The following is an 18,399-nucleotide window of genomic DNA, read 5'->3' as shown; positions in this document are numbered from 1 at the left end:
GCGAAGAATACAGCCTATGGGCAGGAAAAATTCAGCTGTCCGTTTGCGGTGCAGACCGCAGGTGAACAGTTCTACGGAATCCACGGGGATACGATCAATTACCTTTGTCTTTTACAACGAGCGTCAGTATCCACAGGTGCGGCTGTTTGCCGGCACCCAGGAATGCGGAACTGGAAATGGTACGTCTTGACGTTTACGTTAACTGACGACAGAACATTCTTATCTCTTATCTATCGATCTAAGATTAAGGCTTCACGAACAGAATTTGCTCGGAAAGAGGCAAGGTCAAGGTACTTGAATAAGGAGGAGAAGATTCAATTATGTTTGATTTCCTTTTAACAGACGATCAAAAAAGCCTGCAGGAGGAAGCCGCCGCTTTTGTCCGGGAGAAAGTCCCCCGGCAACTAATTCTGGATATGGACGCCGAGAAAATCACTTACCCCCCGGATTACCTCAAGGCTTTGGGAGACGCAAACCTTTTGGGCCTGCGCTTTGACAAGCCTTATGGCGGGCGCGGACTTCGCTGGCAAGAGGAAGTGGCGGTTCTGGAAGAAGTCGGGGTCCTGGGTACAAGCCTGGCCTGTCTTTACTCTCTTCCCTCCATCGTCGGCGAAGCCATTGCCAAATTCGGTTCGGAGCATCTGAAAGAACGCTACCTTAAACCCACGCTTGCCGGGAAATTGTATACGGCAGAGGCCCTGACCGAACCCCGCGGCGGCTCGGACTTCTTCGGGGCCACGACGATTGCCCGACGGGAAGGCCAGGGCTACATTTTGAACGGGCAAAAGCGCTTTGTGGTCGGAGCGGAGGGTGCCGATTACTTCATGGTCTATGCTAACACTGACCCGGAAGGCAAAGCCCATGAGAGCATGAGCGCTTTTATCGTCGACCGTGGACCCGGGGTGGAAGTCGCCCATGTCTACGGACTCATGGGCACACGGGGAGGCGGGGCCGGCCGGGTGGTCTTCAAGAATGTACGGGTTCCCGAGGAGAATCTGCTCGGGCAAGCAGGACAAGCCGCGAAAATCTTCTATCAGATGATGATCCCGGAACGCCTGACCAGTGCCGCCGGGGCTTTGGGCATGGCCCGCGCCGCCTTGGACGTGGCCTCCGCCTACAGCACCAAACGTAAGGCTTTCGGCCGCAAAATCAAGGACTTTGAAGCCGTCAGCTTTAAAGTCGCCGATTCCCTCACCCGCCTGGACGCGGCCCGCTCCTTGGTCTACGCCGCCGCCCGCGCGATTGACAGCGGTGTTTCCCCGTCAATGGCCCGCCGCCTGGTCTCAGAAGCGAAGAAATTTGCCACAGAGACGACTTGGGCCGTAGTCAACGATGCCATGCAGATTATGGGGGGAATCGGGTATACCAACGTGTATCCGATCGAACGCCTCTTGCGCGATACCCGCCTGATCATGATCTGGACCGGTACGAATGAGATCATGGATCTCATCATCCAGCATGAGTATTACAAAGAAATGGCGGCTGCTTCCGCCGGTAAACGCTTAAGTGAGAACGATGCCGAAAACTCGCATCTGAGCGAGGAAAAAGTCTTCGAGTGAACCCGGTACGTTTTAATTTGTTTTCTCTCTCAGTTATTATTCCGGAAGTTGAAAATATGCAAAATAGACTAGCATGGCAGCAACTTTTCATCGTCCATCGGATCCGCCATTCCACGAAATTCGTGCAATACAAAGACAGAAAGCAAGCCTGTCAATTCATGTCTTATCTTGCCTTATCTGGTAAATAAGAAACTCTCCGGACTCAAAAATCTGAAGAAGAATATCAAAAGAGAAAGGACGACGACTATGGATACGCTCTGGCGCGTTATTGAGCGCAACGCCCTGAATTACGCGAATGAGACCGCCCTCCGTTATCCCTCAGGCCCACGGACTTACACCTGGCTGGATCTGTATACGGAAGCAACGCAGCTGGCCGCCCGGCTCCAATCCGCGGGCGTGCGGCCGGGAAGCACCGTTGCCCTCTTCTCGGCCAACAAACCGGAATTCGTGCTCGGTTTCCTGGCGGCGACCTCACTCGGAGCCGTGATCATTCCCCTCAATATCCGGCTCACAACCCGTGAAATTTCCGGCATTTTGGCTGATGCCGAAGCGGAATTCTTCCTCTTTGCGGAAGAATTCGGCCCGGTCGCATCCGAAATTGCCGGGAGCGGACTCCACATTTTTGACCTCAGTGCCGGCCTCAGCATCGACTCCGGTTCTGAAATGAACACACACTCCGGTGCCGCCGGCGCGAACCCCCTCTCCGGCTCTGATCCGAACTCCTACCCTAAAGCTCGCTCCGGCTTTGACCAGAGCCCGGGCACGACCCATTTCGGCTCTGACTCCAACCCCATCCCGAAGACCGGGCACCGAACGGAGCCGCTCCAACCCGCAGGGAGCATCCCGACTTCGGCCGGAACCGCCGAAATCCTCTATACCTCCGGCACCACGGGCAAACCCAAAGGAGTCAGGTTATCCCATGAGGCCGTCCTGTCCGTGGCCAAGATCATAACTTATGAAGCAGGGATCCACGCCGGTGACAACTGCCTCATCCTTATGCCCCTCACTCACTCCGCCCCGCTCAATCTTTTCCTCTGGGGGTCATTTTGGGCAGGGGCTACCGTCACCTTGGGCGACTTTGCCCCGGATGTCCTGCTCAGATATGTTTCCCATGAAAAGCCTACCCATTTCTTTGGCGCCCCGATTGTCTATCAGCTGCTGTCCCGGACCCCCAACCTCAAAGAATGGGATCTCTCCTCCATGAAGCTCTGGATCTATGGGGGCGCTTCGGTTGGCGGCGCGCAAATCCAACAATGGCGGGAAGCCCTGGGCGGACAATGGATGGGCGTGTACGGTCTTACCGAGGCCGGGCCCAATGGTTCGGCCCTCCGCCCCTACGAACATGCTGCGAAAAGCGGCAGCATCGGCAAGCGTGGCACAGCCAACACCGAAATCCGGGTGGTCCGGGCCGACGGAACAGACACCGCCCCGGATGAAGCCGGTGAGATTATTATCCGCTCTGAAAGTATTATGCTGGAGTATCACGGCAACCCTGAAGCCACGCGAGAAGCCCTCGTCGACGGCTGGCTCTGCACCGGGGACATTGCCCGCCGCGATGCCGACGGCTATATCTGGATCCTGGACCGTAAGAAGGACATGATCATCTCCGGCGGCGTAAACGTTTACCCCAAGGAAATAGAGGATATCCTGAGTATGCACCCCCAAATCGCGGATGTCGCCGTCATCGGGGTACCTCATCCCGACTGGGGGGAAACCGTCCTGGCCAAAGTGGTACTCCGTCCCGGAGAAGCGCTTGCCCCCGAAGCCATACGCGACTTCTGCCGGGACAAACTCGCTGACTACAAAATTCCTCGTCTGGTTGAGATCGTCGGCAGCTTACCCAGAAACGCCTCGGGCAAAATCCTCAAACACGTCCTGCGTGCCGGCTGGAGCGCTTCCGTTATGTACTGACGGTGGGTTCGGTTCAAGCATGGTGACCCCGAACCCGGGAGGGAAAACGCTCTTATAAAAGCGGACAAAGACTAAAACAGACCGGGATGCTGATAACATCCCGGTTGTACAGCCTGCCGCTGATGGGCGGTCATTCGGGGAAAGAGCAAGTAGCCCTGTGCCAGACAGGCTATTTGCTCTTTAGCTTCATCATGAAGGCAACAAGTGTTGCGAACAATCGGCCGGGGAAACCTTCGCCGCACCGAGCCTTTGCGCTCACTCACCCGCGTAGTAATTAATCAAACAACCCGCCAGAATGATCTTCCTTTCGTCGTTTGTCAAGTCCTTGAGCCACAGCTCAATCGGCTTAACTCCGGCTGGGGTTATGAGTTCGGCCGGTATGACCTCCTCGCCGCGGCTAACCCTGGCCCGAATATCGGGAATAAAAATGAAATCAGCCAACTTAAGACTCAGGCCCACGATGCTCTCCACCGTAAACGGCAGCATCCCCCAATTGATCAGGTTACTGCGATAGCGTTTGGTGGCATATTCATTGGCGATATTGGCCCACCCGCCCAAAACCTTCTGACAGGAAGCGGCCTGTTCCCGGGCAGAGCCGTCGCCTGGTTTGACGGCATAAATCGTCGTGCCGATTCCCGTGCTCTCCAACAGGGCAGTCAAATCGGCGAAAGAACCCGGATGATTTTTCAACACCTTTGAACAGACTTCTCTCCAGCTCTCGGAAATTCCGGCCTCTCTGGAGATTCCCGTCTCTCCGGAGATTTCCGCCTCTTTGGAGATGCCCGTCTCTCCGGAAATTCCTGCCTCGCTGGGAGTCTCGGCTTCTTCTGCGGCAGTCGGGACTTGTCCCGCGGCGGCCTTCTCCCCGCCACCGCTTCCAGCAGCGGCTTTTTCTGCTGCAACATCCTTTGCCGCAAGCTTCCCCGTGACCACGCTTCCCGCAAGCCCCTCTCTTACGGGCCCCATTGCAATCTCTCCGGTGGCACTCCCTTCGTCCGCAATCTTCTTCACGGTCCGAGCGCCTGTAACCTCTTCGGTCGGAGTCAGTCGACTAGGAACTCTTTTTGCGATAAACTGCCTCCGTTCCAACTCTAGGGCCTGAATTTGCTTGGCCCGCTCCACATAGCCGGGGTCTTTCCTCGACAGAGTAAACTCGGCCAGTTTGAGCGGATTGGAACGGTAAGAGGACGTTTCACCGGAGGGAATGAGTTCGTCGGTGGTGGTCACCGGATCATGCAGCACAGCCGCGACTTGTAAAAGCAGGTTTTCCGGCAGGGCGGACATCCGGGGCCAGTCCGCGATATTGGGTCCCAAGCGCAGCGCCTGTTCCGGCTGGGGACTCCTGAATCCTTGATACACCCTGTGGGCATAAATCTCTCGATCAAACTCATACGGCTCAGGTTCGGCCGAGGCCGGCCAAGCCAATTCCGCAGCCGAAGTCAAACGCCCGCCGTTGATGGCCGTGGCGGCGATGGAACGCGCGTCCATCAAGGCGACCGAGGCAATCTGACCTTCTCCCGGTTTCGATCCCTCCCGATTGGGGAAATTGCGCGTGGTATGCCTGACGCTCAGGCTGCCGTTGGCCGGCACATCTCCCGCCCCGAAACAAGGTCCGCAGAAAGCCGTCTTAACGGTTACACCGGCTCGCATCATCTTGGCCGCGGCACCGTTTTCCACCAGTTGAAGATAAACCGGTTGGCTGGCCGGATAGACACTAAAGGAGAAGGCTGTGCTGCCGATGGAGTGCCGGTCGACAATGTCCGCCACTTGAACCAGGTTTTCGAAAGTACCACCCGCACAGCCGGCCACAACCGCCTGGTCCACCCTCAACCTCCCTCCGACCAGATGGTCCGTGAGAGAAAAGCGGATGGCAGGATTGTCCAGCTGTTTTAGCCCTTCCTCTTCCACCGCCGCCAAGATCTCACGCGCATTCCGGTTCAGTTCGGAAATGGGGTAAGCGTTGCTGGGATGGAACGGCAAGGCGATCATGGGCTCCACCTCAGCCAGGTCTATCAGGACCATTCCGTCGTAGTAAGCAATCTCTCCCGGTCCCAGCCTGGCATACCCTTCCGGTCTGCCGTGAACTTGAAAATACTCCTTGACCTTTTCATCGGTCAGCCAAATCGAGCTCAAACAGGTGGTCTCCGTGGTCATCGTGTCGATGCCGTTGCGATAATCCAGCGATAGGTTTGCAATTCCCGGACCCACGAACTCCAGAATCTTATTTTTGACAAAACCGTTTTTAAAGACGGCAGCGATGAGAGCCAAGGCCACGTCCTGCGGCCCGACTCCCGGCCGGGGTTGACCTGTGAGATAGACGGCGATGATCTCGGGGTAAGGAATATCGTAAGTTTTTTCCAAGAGCTGTTTGACCAGTTCCGGTCCCCCTTCCCCAATAGCCATCGTGCCCAAGGCCCCGTAACGGGTATGACTGTCCGAGCCCAGGATCATAGCGCCGCAGCGGGCCATCATCTCTCTCATGTACTGATGAATGACCGCCTCATGGGCGGGAACATAAATACCCCCGTATTTCTGAGCTGCGGAAAGCCCGAAGACGTGGTCGTCTTCATTGATCGTGCCGCCGACGGCGCAAAGGCTGTTATGACAATTCGTCAGCACATAGGGCAGGGGAAATTCTTTCAGTCCGCTGGCCCGGGCTGTTTGGACAATCCCGACATAAGTGATATCATGCGAAGCCAGAGCGTCAAAACGTATTTTCAGGGTTTCCCGCTCATTTGGAACGTCAGTTGGGCTGTCGCTTGCAGCATTATGCGCAGAAAGAATCCGGTAAGAAATAGTGCTTTTGCGGGCTGAAGAGGGATCCAGGCTGGCCGGGTTAAGACCCAACTCTTCCGCCTCAACCTGATGCCCACGTAACACATCTTGAATCCCGGCACCCAGTTGAACCCCGGCGCCCACAGTTGGCAAAACTTTTGTCCCTTGGATAAGGTAAACACCGTTTTTGAGCAGACGAACCATGTCCGGCATAGGCACCTCCGTTAAAAGTTCCCCGGGCCTGGTTAAAATTCCCGAGTCTGGTCAGTTGAAATTTTCCGAGCTCATTCGAAAACACTTTATCATTATGGCACAAAATCCCGAGGATTTCACTAAATTTTTCAGTGCCAAGCCGCCGCCAAAACCCGCTTACTAAGGAAGGATATTGCCCAAAGATATAGAATACTTAAAACCATCAGGGCGCTGCCCATCAATGCGCTCCGAAAAAGCCTTTATCCAAACGTAAGACTCCCACTTCTACAAGTGGGAGTGGGTCCCGCGTACCCCGCTTCGGTGTGTGTAGACTCAGCCTTCGGCCGTCATTGTCCACCGGACAATGACGCCTTCGCCGCGAAGTGTAATTTTGGGATAGACGGCTTCGCTGAACGAGTTCACTTATCTTACAAATGAAGGCTTCATTTCGGGTACGACAAACAAGTGTGGAGGCAGCAACTTCGTCTCACTCTCGTACTCACACCGGTGGATGAGCCGTCATACTCTTGTAATGGGAGAGCTTGTCAGCGAAAAACGAAAGGGGATGTTCAAAGTGCCAAAATATTTGCTTCTGAAATCGGCAGCTCCGACACCTTATGCGACCTACCAAAATTCAGGACGACCACTCTCTGACACCCCGGTCAGCTTGAGAGACCTCTATGGGACCATCGAAAACCAGGGTGAGGAAGGCTCCTGCTCGGCTTTTGCCTCGCTCCAGTTCCGCGGAGCCCTGAGAAAGCAGGGGGGACTATCCTGGCTAAACCCCAGCGAACAAGCGCAGTATTACGAAGAGCGGAAAATGGAAAACACCGTCAAGCAGGATTCAGGGGCGAGCCTGGAGGATGCCTTGAGTGTATTGGAGAAATACGGGGTGATGCCGGAACAGGATGATCCTTACACCCCCCAGGATTTTGCGGTCGACCCTCCGCCCAACGATTGGAATCGTTCGCTCAAGCTGAGTCGCAAACAGGTGCAGAAAGTGAATCCGGACACCGTGTTAGCCGATACCCTGGATGCCTTGACTAATGGCCATCCCGTTTTGTTCGGTTTCACCGTCTTCAGTGAACTCGAATCACCGGAAGTGGCAGACACCGGCTTGCTGCCCATGCCCGGCCCTGATTCTCAGGAACTCGGCGGACACGCGGTCAATGCCATCGGCTACGATCCGACCAGGCAGCTGGTTCTGGTTCTGAACCAATGGGGAGCGAATTGGGGCATCAAACTTCCCCGGGAGTTTAGGGGCTGTTTTTGGATGCCTTATCAGTATTATTCCAGTTACTGTATGGATGCCTATGTCGGTTTCCCCGATGCCCCGCCGCAACCTCTGCACACTGAGAGCAGGGAAACGGGAACGCCTGACATGTCCGATTGAATCTGAGACTTTTCCCTTGCAGGGTGAGCAGATATCCCCGGTTAAACCCCGGGGATATTTTTTTGACGAAATCCATGTTGACGCATTACGCTGACTCTACATTAGTGCTTCAGCTCTGTTGCCTTGACTGCCTTGACATAAGCAAAAGCAGCCCACCCGGCCAGTGAGAGCTACTTTTGCTCCAGCACCTTGGCGCAAAGCCAATTGCACTCGCGTTGGCAATCTTAATCTCCGGGAAGATGAGCCTTGGGGCCGGCACCACAGATGCCGAGCGTTTCTAGTGCTTTAGTGGCCGTCTCCTCTTCCGTACTGAGAACTTTCATCCCGACATGAGAAAACACATAAAGAGGCCCTTTCCCACTCGGTTTATTGCGCATGATCACCGCATCGGTCCCGCACTGGCTCAGCCATTCCGCTGTCAAAATGCCTTTTCCTTGTTCAGTCGCAGGAACCGGGTTGGCCAGCACCTCTTCCCGACACTTGCGGTTTTTCTCTTCCTTTTCTATTGTCGCAAATCGAAAATAGGGTGCTTCCCCAAAATGCGCACAAATTGTTTCTCCCCCCGGGTCCTCAACCGGCAACGCGTAACGATAACTCGTCTTCGGCACCGGTTCATAATGGATGAAAACCTCGTCAATGTTCGGGGTTTTCTTCCGTATTTCCTTTTCAATCCGTTCCGATACTTCATGGGCCTGGACGAGATCGTTCGTGTTGAGCGTGATATTGGCTTCAATCAGCTTGTAGCGTCCCGAACTTCTCCCTATTAGACTTTGGACTTGCGAAACGACGGGGTCGTTGATCATGGTTTGTCTGATCCTGTCGAGGGTGTCCTTGTCCAGAGAAATGTCCAGGAGGACTTTGACGGCATCAAGAATAACCTTTCCCCCCGCGCGGACAATGAAGAGCACGATAAGGATAGCCGCCACTCTGTCCAGCCTGATTCCAAAATAGTTGGACAGGAGGGCAATCAGGACCACACCATTACTCATGACGTCAGCCAGAAAATGTCTGGAATCCGCGCTTAGGCCCGGCGATCCTGTTTCTTTGCCAACTTTCCGCTCGTAGCGGGAAAAGCTGTAAATAACGGCGATCACCAGGCACATGCCGGCAATATTCCACCCACTGTTCTTCAGCGCCTGACCCGCACTTTGAAACACTTCTTTGGCAATCCCGTACCCCGCGAAAATAATCATGATGCCGACAAGGGCCGAGACTAAATTTTCCACTTTATAAAGGCCGTAGGGAAACCGGGGGGTCTTGCGGTTGGCTAACTTGAGACCGGCGAAAACAGTCAGCGATGCCACTACATCTGTCAGCGAGTGCAAGGCTTCCGCCTTTAAGGCAATACTCCCGGAATAAAGAGCTAATCCGTACTTGACGGCGAAGGCAAAGCTATTGATGATAAAGGCGGTAACCGCTGTCTTCTCAACCTTTTTCATACCCCTCCCCCTTTCGGCCCGCACGGTACCCGACTGGTTCGAAATGGGAACAGCCGGGAGCCGCAATCAGGCGAACCTTCTTAAAGGTTTGCTTCTGTTTTTTCCGCCATCTTGACAAGATGATCGGCAGCTGCGGCAAGATACTCCTGGTCCATATTTTCAATTTCTCCTCGGTCGCAGAGTTCAGCCACTCTGGGATCGATCGGCATTTTGCCCAGAACCTCCGTTCCCAGCTCAGCCGCAATCGTTTCAATATGACTTTCCCCAAACATCTTGATCTCTTGGCCGCAATCCGGACAACGCAGATAGCTCATGTTTTCAATGATCCCCAGCACGGGAATATCCATGGATTTCGCCATGTTGTACGCCTTGCGCACAATGAGATGGACTAGATCCTGCGGAGAGGCGACCACAATGACCCCGTCCAGCGGCAGGGACTGAAAGACTGTCAAGGGCACGTCTCCGGTCCCCGGCGGCATATCGAGAAAGAGAAAATCAAGATCCCCCCAAATCACCTCTGACCAAAACTGTTTAACCGTTCCGGAGAGGATGGGTCCGCGCCAAATCACAGGCATATCGTCTCTTTCCAGGAGAAGATTCACCGAGACTATGCGGATGCCGTCCCGGGATTGCACGGGCACAAGGCCGTATTGGTTCCCCGCTGCCTTGCTGGTAATACCAAACATTTTCGGGATCGAAGGTCCCGTGACATCGGCATCCAAGATCCCGACACGAAAGCCCTTCCTCTGGGTCAGCACGGCCAGCATGGAAGTGACGAGGGATTTACCGACGCCTCCCTTGCCGCTGACAATGCCGATGACACGATGAATCGAATTCATTTCATGAGTCTTTACTTTAAAATCCGGGGTTTCTCCTTGCTTATCCATTTCAGCCATCTCCTTAGTTCCTTGACATATTCTGTCTTAATCTTGCCACATTCCGTCTTGCGGCGTTACCATTTGCGCACGAGATAACTTTTTCCTTCATGGATTAGCCCATCTCGCAACTCCACTTACACTTGCCTTCTCTATCCCTCTCTAGTGCTGTTCATGGCGGAACCTTCTCCCTCTTCCCTGGCGTTCTCCAGGATGCCCCGAAATTTCGTAATTTCCGCCTTCAATGCGAATTATCTTTCCCCGGACAAGCGCGTCTGCCAGCTTTTGTCGGGCCGCATTGATAATTCTTTGAAAGGTTCCCCTGGATATCCCCATGCTATCCGCGCACGCGTCCTGCTCCATACCCTCCAAGTCAGAAAGCCGTATCGCTTCAATTTCCTCGACGGTCAGGATAACCTCTTCGCGATTCTCAAGATGCGGATAAAACGTTTGGTTAACAGGGATAAACTCAACCCTTCGGCATTTTATGGGTCTAGACATCCTCTCACCTCAATACCTCATGCATATGAGCATGACCCTGTTACGGAGCAGTGCCCTAGGGAGAGCCTACCTCTTCGGGTAAGCCCTCCGTAAACACTAACGCAAACGTTGCCCAGGCTCTTCCTCCAGGCCCTTCCTTATGTTTTCAGTTAAACCTCAGATTTAAACTTCCTTACCCAATTCTTCCCCCGGTTGACAAACAAAAACCTTCTCCACATGTAACAGAACCGCTGCCTGTGCTTGTAAACCGGGCATCTTTTCCTTAACCCAGGTTTCGGCTTCGTCGAACACTTTTCCCGATGTTGACCGGGTAGTCTTCCCCTTAATTTGATACGCTTGCCCGGCTTTCAGATCCCATACACAAACGGCCATCTGTGGATTGGAGGTCAAATTACCCCTGGTCTTGTTCATAAAATTATCGACGATTAACAGGTTGTTTTCATCATAGACCTTTACAAATGTCATGGGCACAACATTCGGTGTTCCGTCCGGATTTGCTGTAGCTATCGGAAAAACTTCTTGTTTGGCAATTAGTTCTTGTACGGCCGTACTTAATTTTGACATCCTGCATTATCCTTTCTTGTCGCTTGAGTTTACTCTACCTTTACCATCCATCTTTAGCGTCCGACCTGTGGGTACGTTCCTTTGCGCTCGGACGTCTTCCGTAGAAGGCATGCTCAAGACCGGCACTCCTCCCCGGTGCACACGTCTGCTCTCACCCGAACGCCACCGCCTGATACCCGGCACGATGTTTACCCGGGGACTGCCAAGGCTGTCCCGACCACTTTTCCTACCCGCCGGCTGTCCAGATCCCGCTTCTCAGGAAAAACCGCCCCGGTCTCCACGCCGAAATTCGCATTTCCGACATCACCTCCTTTCACGTTTCGGGTGGGACCTGCGAACTCTTGGCTTTCGTTCACTCACCAGCTTCGTTCATCTTCCTGTAGTAGTCCTCAATCGCGCCTCTTAGCCCCTTCACAGCCAAGAGCGAGCAATGCTTCTTACGTTCCGGCAGTCCGCCCAAAGCTTCTATAACATCGTCATCCGTAATTTCCAGCGCTTCCTCCAAGGCTTTACCCTTAGCCAGCTCACTGGTCACACTGCTTGTGCTGATGGCCCCGGCACATCCGAAAACGAGATAACTGATCGCCTCGATCCTCCCGTCCCTTACTTTAAGATAAACCGTCACCGAGTCTCCGCAACTGGGATCGCCGATGGTACTCTCCCCGTCGGCGTTGTTCATTCTCCCTACATTTCGTGGGCAGATGAAATGATCCAGAACCTTATCCGTGTAGATTCCTGTCGGCACGACATTCACTTCCCCCGAATAGAATAGCGCGGGAAAACTGTTGTGGCTCTAAGATAGTCCAATATCTTTCAAAAGGAGGCAGGCAGGAATTTCTCCTGCCCACCGGCTTAGGTAGGTATTCGCCTTATTCGGCCTTGGCCTCCACCTTTGCCAACTGCTGTTTCACCCACTGCAGCTGTTTCTCTAGGAGCTCGGCCTGTTTGCCCAGAATCTCCTGCTCGTTTCCCTGGCCTGCATAGGCTCCGCCCAAGGCAGAGAATCCTGTGCCCGCCCAACCGGGCAGACCAGAAAAACGGCTCATTCTGAAGCCCCGTCCTCTGCCAAAGTTCCTCCCGTAACCCGGCAGGGGACTGAGGAAACCCGATGTCGCAAAGCCTGAGCAAAATCCGGCCCTTCTGCCTGTGAGCGGCCCCATTCCCATTGGACCCGTTCCATCTCCTCCTGGCATGCTTATCACCTCCTCTCTGCTTGTTGTGCGCATACAAGCCACCCAAGGTTATCCTCTGATCATGACTGTCCCACACTGAGGACATTTCAAAGACCTGCACGGACTGCCTAACTGATGAGATACTTTCGTCCCGCATTGCGGGCAGATACAATCTCCGGCAGGACCCGCGCCGAAACTGTTGCTGCCAAGCCCCCCTTTTCCTTGGCCCATACCTTGGCCCATGCCTTGGCCCATACCTCTTCCCATACCTTGACCCATGCCTTTCCCCATGCCTTGGCCCATACCTCTTCCCATACCTTGACCCTGTCCGCCGCCTTGATTCCGAGGCCCGATTCTGTCTCTATTTGGCATAACACATAACCCTTCTCTCGTCAAAATGACTACTACTTCGCGGAACTTGTTCTTGGCATATGCCCATAACTCATTCTAAGCTCATTTCGACCATATGTCAATAACCTTTGACTCCTGATCAGCTTTTTTATCCAGACCTCCTAGGTGTAACCCTGCCACACGCAGCCCGACCCTCTGAATGACTCTCTCGCTTCCGCTTTAAGTATTAAACAGAACTATGAAAACCTTGTCTCCCTCTTTTCTTCCTTTCAGCAATTCGCAGTGTCGCAAAATTGCAAGTTGTTTTTCCAGTTCCCAATCCGGCACGTTAAAATGCCTCATGAGCTCCTGTCTTGTCGACTTGCCCACTCCTTTTATATAGTCGTAGATATCTTTTTGAAGCTCCGTAAGTCCCTGCGTACCTGTCTCGCCCAAATGCTCCCGATGCTTTTGGGCCAAATGTACAGCCGCCACATCACAGGATTTAGGAGGCTGCAAAGCTCCGACATAGCAATCCTCACAAAGCGCTTTTCCACGGTAATTGTAAACTTCTCCTTCGTTCAGAGAAGCTCCACATCTTTCACAATTCACTTTTGATACCGCCTCTCTGCCAGCTAATCGTTGCAAGTGTCTCCGCTGTTACCCGTTTACTTGAGCGAATACGACGCATCGCCTTACGCCCAACCCACTGACACCCACACCCACTGAACCCCCACAGTCGTCTCCTCACTTCGAATCTTTCCTTCTTTTGTTATTAGCATATGCCTATAACTGATTCTAGCCTTGTTTCAGACTTATGTCAATAACTATCTTCGGAAATAATTTACCGCGATTTAAGAATGACAGAATGGCCTCGATTCGAAAGGACAATCTCCGGCTAGGAGCTGAAGTACATATTTTTCCGAATAATATTATTGACATTTGTTCAATATAAGGCTAGGATTGCTTATGGCATACGCTAATAACCAAAATAGAGAAAGAAAGATAATTCTATGAAAATCGCAGTTTCATCAACCGGCACTACCCTCGAAAGTACCATGGATCAAAGATTTCGCCAAGCATCAAAAAGGCTTATTGGAGAGAATTGATACCTCGGTGGCCGCCCGATCATCCAAGACCTGAAAAGACATATGCATGAAGGGATTCCAGTCATTCTAGGGCTTGAAGGGGGAGAAAACGTTTGCAAACCCGGATCAGGGAAAGGGTATGGCGTGGAAAAGGATGAATCTGTGGTAATTAAGAAGGAACCGCTTCCGGTTCCTTCTTTGTTTCTGCTACTGCCGGCCGTCGTGCAGGGATCACCGAACAGCAAGGCCTTATCGGTTATGTCGTGGGACGCCAAAGCATCAAAATTACGAAGAACGCAAACTGGAGCATACCGTCATTCAACTACCCCTGACTAAAGTCAGAAGATTGCGGCTTTCCTCCACCGGGTCCGGCCCAATATCATTGGAATCCACATCAGGGACGGTTGAAACGCGCCCCGTAATCGTCCGGTCCTGCCGGGCGACCAACGTTCTAAGCCTTACATTACGTCCGCCTACCAAGTCAGCATGCTGCGTATAACCGCAAGCTTCGCGGGTGAAGAGCAGTCCCTTTCCCGGCCGGTTGTTCTTGCTCGTATGCTCGCAACGGGGGCATGCTTGGCTTGTATAACGGGCATCCCGTCTTGTTCGGATTCACCGTCTTTAGTGAACTTGAGTCGGCCGTAGTCGCACAGACGGGCTTATTGCCGATGCCCGCTCCCGATTCACGGGAACTCGGCGGACACGCAGTCAACGCGATCGGTTACGATCCCGCCAAACAACTGGTTCTTGTTCTGAATCAGTGGGGAGCCGATTGGGGCATCAAACTCCCGCCGGAATTTAAAGGGTATTTTTGGATGCCTTACGAATATTACTCCCGCTATTGTATGGATGCCTATGTCGGCTTCCCGGATTCAAAAAATCAAAAGTAGATATACTGTTCCAAGGCTTTAGTGTGGGCGCGGCTTACAGGCACCTCGACAGATTTTTCCCCCTGCAGGGTGAGGAGATAGCCCCGGTTAAACCCCGGGGTAATTTTTTTGACAAAATCCATATTGACGATGTAGTTGCGATGGCAGCGGAAGAACCGCCGGTCGTCTAGTTTCTGCTCAATCTCCTGCAGGGTCTGTTTCAACATAAACCTTTCCCCGGACTCCGTAAGCAGAAACACCTCTCCGCCCTCAGCGTAGAAGAGCCGGATAGTCTGGCTGTCAAGAATGATCATGGTCTCCCCGTCATAGGCACAAAACTTCTCAGGATGTGCGTTCAACGGCGGCGCTGCTTCAAATCCCGTTTCCGGAACATCCGGGAGACGGCGCAATCGGTGTTTCCTGATTTTACGCAGTACGCGCTCAATGTCGGCCCGCTCAAACGGCTTTAGAATGTAATCCAAGGCGTCGACTTCATAGCCTTTGAGGGCAAACTCGTCATAAGCTGTGACAAAAACAACCGCTGGTGAGTCCTCTTTCCGTTTCAGAATTTCAGCAACCTCAATCCCGGTAAGTCCGGGCATACGAATGTCGAGAAAGGCAATATCCGGTTTCGTTTTCCCAATCAAGTCCAGGGCCTCATCCCCGTCATGACAGACCCCACTCACCTCGATGTCAGGCATTTGCCGCAGCAGCTGCGCCAAGGCCTCACCCATGATTTCCTCGTCATCGGCGATCAGCGCTCTAAGTCTCTTCATGGCCGCCTCTCTCTCCACCCCTTTCTTCTCGGCATTTTCGAGGAATTAGCGGAAATCTCACGGTGACAGAGGTTCCTTTGTGCCACTCACTTTGTATTTTCAGCCCGTACTCATCCCCGTAGAGTGTCTGGACGCGTCGTCGGACGTTAAAGAGTCCGATTCCGGTTCCCCGGGCAGAGCGAACCGCCTCGCCTTGTCTTACCTCTTCCAGCCTTGTCTCAGACATGCCGACCCCGTCGTCCTCGACATTAAGGTACCAGCTGTCTCCCTCTATCCAGCCGGATACCCGGATCCTACCGTTGCCTTTTTTTAGACTAAGACCGTGGTGTATGGCATTCTCCACTAGGATTTGCAGAGAAAAGACGGGCATCTTGCAGGCCAACAACTCCGCCGGAAGTGCCTCCACGAGATTGATCCGATCGCCGAAACGTACTTTTTCAATTTGGATATAATTCCTGACGGTTTCCAACTCTTCCTTGAGCGTAACAATCTCTTGATCCGGATTAAGGGTCTTGCGAAAAAAGCTGGCCAAATTCTTGATCAGGGTGACCGCCTTGTCCGGATCCGAGGGAATCAAAGCCTGAATCGTACTCAAGGTATTGAAAAAGAAATGGGGATTGACTTGGGCTCTCAGCATCCGGTATTCCGTCTGTAACAATAAAAGCTGTTGTTCCTCCCACTTCGCCTTTTGCTCCGGCGAGACTTCAGGCTCTTTCCCGTTGTGCTGAGAGGCCGCTCGAAAATCTCCCTTCTCTGCCGCCACTCGAAGCTCTTCCTTTCTGTCGCAACAACTCTGTGACTTCCCAGGGAACACTCGCCACTTTCACTCCCGCGGCTGTCAGGGCTTGCACTTTCCCCTCGTAAGTCCCCTTCCCCCGTTCAATAATGGCGCCCGCGTGTCCCATCCGTTTCCCGGGAGGCGCGCTTTTTCCGGCCAGGTAAGCCACCACCGGTTTCTTCATCCCCTTGATATACTCCGCCGCTTCTTCTTCCGCGTTGCCTCCGATTTCGCCAATCAGAACGACAGCCTCGGTCAGCGGGTCCTCTTCGAACTTCCGCAAAACGTCCACAAAAGTTAAACCGACCACCCGGTCTCCGCCCATCCCGACCACGGTGGATTGACCGATACCCGCGGCCGTTAAGTTGCCCACGATTTCATAAGATAAAGTACCGGACCGCGCTACGACACCCACCGGTCCCGGGACAAAAAACCGGTTAGGCGGAATGCCCAGTTTGCTTTTGCCGGAAGACACAATACCAAAGGTATTGGGTCCGATAAGCGTGGCACCCCGGCGTTCGGCATAGGCGACAATCGCCATCTCATCATGCACCGGAACATGTTCCGTAATCACGGCAACCACCTTGACCCCGGCTTCCAGCGCCTCCAGGGCCGCGTCTTTAGCCCCGGCGGCCGGTATAAAAATAACGGAAGCATCAATGCGATGCCGTTCACAGGCCGCCCCGACGCTCTCATATACCGGTACTCCCTCCAGAATGCTGCCGGCTTTGCTGGCAGAGGTACCCGCCACAATCCGAGTGCCATATTCCAGCATTTGCCGCGTGTGAAAAAGCCCCTGTTTGCCGCTGATGCCCTGGACGACAACGTTGGTGTGTTCGTCAACAATAATCGCCAATGAAAGTTCCCCCTTTCCTATGCCACAACCCTTCGGCCGGCTCCCTGATCCTGCCTTTACCGCCGTCAGCGGCTGTTCCGTTCGCACAGCCGCCTGTTAGGGCACTACCCTGATGGCCAACGCCGCCACTGGTCCGGACCCGCCTCACGACCGGGCCAGCTCAACGGCCTTTTGGGCCGCATCCTGCATGAAATCATAGGCCTCGATGCCAACTTCCCGCAGAATAGCCCGGCCTTGTTCCTGATTTGTTCCCACCAGGCGCACCACTACCGGAACCGGAATCCCACGCTTCTTCTTAACCGAGGCGAAAGCCCTGGCCACATCATCACAGCGGGTAATGCCCCCAAAGATGTTAATGAAAATGGACTTGGGGTTGCGCGAGAGGATGAGCTCCAAAGCTTTGGCCGTCCCTTCCTCCCCCGTGCCGCCTCCGGCATCCAAGAAATTGGCCGCTTTTCCCCCGTAAAAAGCCAGCGTATCCAAGGTGGCCATCGTAATACCCGCCCCGTTGGCCATAACTCCTATGTCACCGTCCAATTCGACAAAGGAGAGACCCAAAGCGTGAGCCGCCTCTTCCGCAGACGTTCTCTCCGTCACTTGGAGCAGACCCGGCTGGCGATAGAGCGCCTCCTCGTCGACGGTCACTTTGGCGTCAGCGGCGATCACCCTGTCCCCGCTGAAAACGAGCGGATTGATTTCGACCAGCTCGGCGTCTTTTTCCGTGAAGATTTTGTATAAGGTTTTGATGAGCTTGACCAACTCCTGATGGTGCGGACTCGTACGCGGAACGCCCATCCTTCTGACCACCTCGCGGGCTATAAAATCCTGCATGCCCAATTCGGGATCAATATGCGTTTTGACAAGGTGCTCTTCGGAAACTTCCTCTATTTCCATCCCGCCCTGAGCCGAAGCGATCAGGACCGGTTGCTTGGCCGCTCCGTCAATAGCCAGGGAGATATACAGTTCTTTGTCAATTTTCAGTTTTTCTTCCACCAGGAGTGCTTCAACCCGGAGGCCCTGGATGGTGAGGCCGAGAAGCTCCCCGGCCGTTGCTTTCGCTTCTTCCGGATTATCTGCAAACTTGATTCCCCCCGACTTTCCTCGCTTCCCGGAGAGAACCTGGGACTTGACCACGACCGAACCGCCGATTTCACGAGCCGCCGCGGCCGCAGCCTCCGGAGTTGTCACCATTTTTCCCCTGGGTATGGGAAGTCCATACTGTCCAAAAAGTTCTTTCCCCATGTACTCAAACATTTTCACGAGCTTCATCTCCCTTCGTTGACTATCGGGTTAGGAGGTTTCGCACGGGGACTCGGAGTCC

19 protein-coding genes are annotated in these 18,399 nt (G+C 53.7%); 5 read left to right on the top strand and 14 right to left on the bottom strand.

The window, feature by feature from the left end; translation table 11 throughout:
- Positions 1–320 precede the first annotated feature (320 nt).
- A complete protein-coding gene (locus MNU25_RS10305; protein ID WP_240984985.1) occupies positions 321–1,559 on the top strand; it encodes an acyl-CoA dehydrogenase family protein in 1,239 nt (412 codons plus the stop codon).
- A gap of 246 nt (positions 1,560–1,805) precedes the next feature.
- Complete coding sequence (locus MNU25_RS10300) at positions 1,806–3,470, top strand: class I adenylate-forming enzyme family protein (RefSeq protein WP_240984984.1); 1,665 nt, start codon at positions 1,806–1,808, stop codon at positions 3,468–3,470.
- 255 nt (positions 3,471–3,725) lie between these two features.
- Here the strand turns inward: MNU25_RS10300 and MNU25_RS10295 are convergent, their stop codons facing one another.
- The gene (locus MNU25_RS10295; protein ID WP_240986798.1) at positions 3,726–6,449 is read right to left on the bottom strand and encodes a hydratase; all 2,724 of its coding nucleotides are present in this window, start codon (positions 6,447–6,449) and stop codon (positions 3,726–3,728) included.
- Between the two features lie 562 nt (positions 6,450–7,011).
- Here MNU25_RS10295 and MNU25_RS10290 point away from each other — a divergent pair.
- A complete protein-coding gene (locus MNU25_RS10290) occupies positions 7,012–7,830 on the top strand; it encodes a C1 family peptidase (RefSeq protein WP_240984983.1) in 819 nt (272 codons plus the stop codon).
- Positions 7,831–8,054: 224 nt separating this feature from the next.
- Here the strand turns inward: MNU25_RS10290 and MNU25_RS10285 are convergent, their stop codons facing one another.
- The 7 genes from MNU25_RS10285 to MNU25_RS10255 all read right to left on the bottom strand — a co-directional run bounded on the left by MNU25_RS10285 (position 8,055) and on the right by MNU25_RS10255 (position 12,402).
- Positions 8,055–9,269 (bottom strand): cation diffusion facilitator family transporter, encoded by a 1,215-nt coding sequence (locus MNU25_RS10285; protein WP_240984982.1) that lies wholly within the window; start codon positions 9,267–9,269, stop codon positions 8,055–8,057.
- Between the two features lie 80 nt (positions 9,270–9,349).
- Positions 9,350–10,156: an Mrp/NBP35 family ATP-binding protein gene (locus MNU25_RS10280; protein WP_240984981.1), complete on the bottom strand. Its 807-nt coding sequence runs from the start codon at positions 10,154–10,156 to the stop codon at positions 9,350–9,352.
- A gap of 150 nt (positions 10,157–10,306) precedes the next feature.
- Entirely contained in the window at positions 10,307–10,645 is a 339-nt protein-coding gene (locus tag MNU25_RS10275; RefSeq protein WP_240984980.1) for a DUF134 domain-containing protein, read from the bottom strand.
- Positions 10,646–10,807: 162 nt separating this feature from the next.
- Positions 10,808–11,209, bottom strand: coding sequence for a pyridoxamine 5'-phosphate oxidase family protein (locus MNU25_RS10270; RefSeq protein WP_240984979.1), 402 nt, complete (start codon positions 11,207–11,209; stop codon positions 10,808–10,810).
- 188 nt (positions 11,210–11,397) lie between these two features.
- Positions 11,398–11,565, bottom strand: a complete 168-nt coding sequence (locus MNU25_RS10265; protein ID WP_240984978.1) for a hypothetical protein — start codon at positions 11,563–11,565, stop codon at positions 11,398–11,400.
- On the bottom strand, positions 11,562–11,954 hold the full coding sequence (locus MNU25_RS10260) for an iron-sulfur cluster assembly scaffold protein (protein WP_240984977.1): 393 nt from the start codon (positions 11,952–11,954) through the stop codon (positions 11,562–11,564). The genes MNU25_RS10265 and MNU25_RS10260 overlap by 4 nt, the downstream gene beginning before the upstream one ends.
- A 124-nt stretch (positions 11,955–12,078) precedes the next feature.
- Positions 12,079–12,402, bottom strand: a complete 324-nt coding sequence (locus MNU25_RS10255; RefSeq protein WP_240984976.1) for a DUF5320 domain-containing protein — start codon at positions 12,400–12,402, stop codon at positions 12,079–12,081.
- A 114-nt stretch (positions 12,403–12,516) separates the two neighbouring features.
- Here MNU25_RS10255 and MNU25_RS10250 point away from each other — a divergent pair, with 114 nt between their 5' ends.
- Positions 12,517–12,762: a hypothetical protein gene (locus MNU25_RS10250; protein ID WP_240984975.1), complete on the top strand. Its 246-nt coding sequence runs from the start codon at positions 12,517–12,519 to the stop codon at positions 12,760–12,762.
- A 189-nt stretch (positions 12,763–12,951) separates the two neighbouring features.
- On the opposite strand, the gene MNU25_RS20785 is transcribed toward MNU25_RS10250, so the two are convergent.
- Positions 12,952–13,323: a hypothetical protein gene (locus tag MNU25_RS20785; protein ID WP_240984974.1), complete on the bottom strand. Its 372-nt coding sequence runs from the start codon at positions 13,321–13,323 to the stop codon at positions 12,952–12,954.
- A 794-nt stretch (positions 13,324–14,117) separates the two neighbouring features.
- On the bottom strand, positions 14,118–14,411 hold the full coding sequence (locus MNU25_RS20520) for a zinc ribbon domain-containing protein (RefSeq protein ID WP_372503669.1): 294 nt from the start codon (positions 14,409–14,411) through the stop codon (positions 14,118–14,120).
- Here MNU25_RS20520 and MNU25_RS10240 point away from each other — a divergent pair.
- Positions 14,372–14,689, top strand: a complete 318-nt coding sequence (locus MNU25_RS10240; RefSeq protein ID WP_240984973.1) for a hypothetical protein — start codon at positions 14,372–14,374, stop codon at positions 14,687–14,689. The two genes, MNU25_RS20520 and MNU25_RS10240, sit on opposite strands and share 40 nt — an antisense overlap.
- Here MNU25_RS10240 and MNU25_RS10235 read toward each other — a convergent pair.
- From MNU25_RS10235 to sucC, 4 genes are all read right to left on the bottom strand, one after another.
- Positions 14,680–15,444, bottom strand: coding sequence for a LytR/AlgR family response regulator transcription factor (locus MNU25_RS10235; RefSeq protein ID WP_240984972.1), 765 nt, complete (start codon positions 15,442–15,444; stop codon positions 14,680–14,682). The two genes, MNU25_RS10240 and MNU25_RS10235, sit on opposite strands and share 10 nt — an antisense overlap.
- Entirely contained in the window at positions 15,431–16,207 is a 777-nt protein-coding gene (locus tag MNU25_RS10230) for a sensor histidine kinase (RefSeq protein WP_240984971.1), read from the bottom strand. Before MNU25_RS10230 ends, MNU25_RS10235 begins: the two co-directional genes overlap by 14 nt.
- Positions 16,149–17,078: a succinate--CoA ligase subunit alpha gene (sucD, locus tag MNU25_RS10225; RefSeq protein ID WP_240984970.1), complete on the bottom strand. Its 930-nt coding sequence runs from the start codon at positions 17,076–17,078 to the stop codon at positions 16,149–16,151. The genes MNU25_RS10230 and sucD overlap by 59 nt, the downstream gene beginning before the upstream one ends.
- Before the next feature lie 144 nt (positions 17,079–17,222).
- Positions 17,223–18,338, bottom strand: a complete 1,116-nt coding sequence (sucC, locus tag MNU25_RS10220) for an ADP-forming succinate--CoA ligase subunit beta (RefSeq protein ID WP_240984969.1) — start codon at positions 18,336–18,338, stop codon at positions 17,223–17,225.
- Positions 18,339–18,399: the final 61 nt, after the last annotated feature.

The organism is Acididesulfobacillus acetoxydans, assembly GCF_902729405.1.
GTDB classification, from domain to species: domain Bacteria; phylum Bacillota; class Desulfitobacteriia; order Desulfitobacteriales; family Desulfitobacteriaceae; genus Acididesulfobacillus; species Acididesulfobacillus acetoxydans.
The sequence above is the reverse complement of the archived record's forward strand: the minus strand, read 5'-3'. Positions and strand labels throughout refer to the sequence as shown.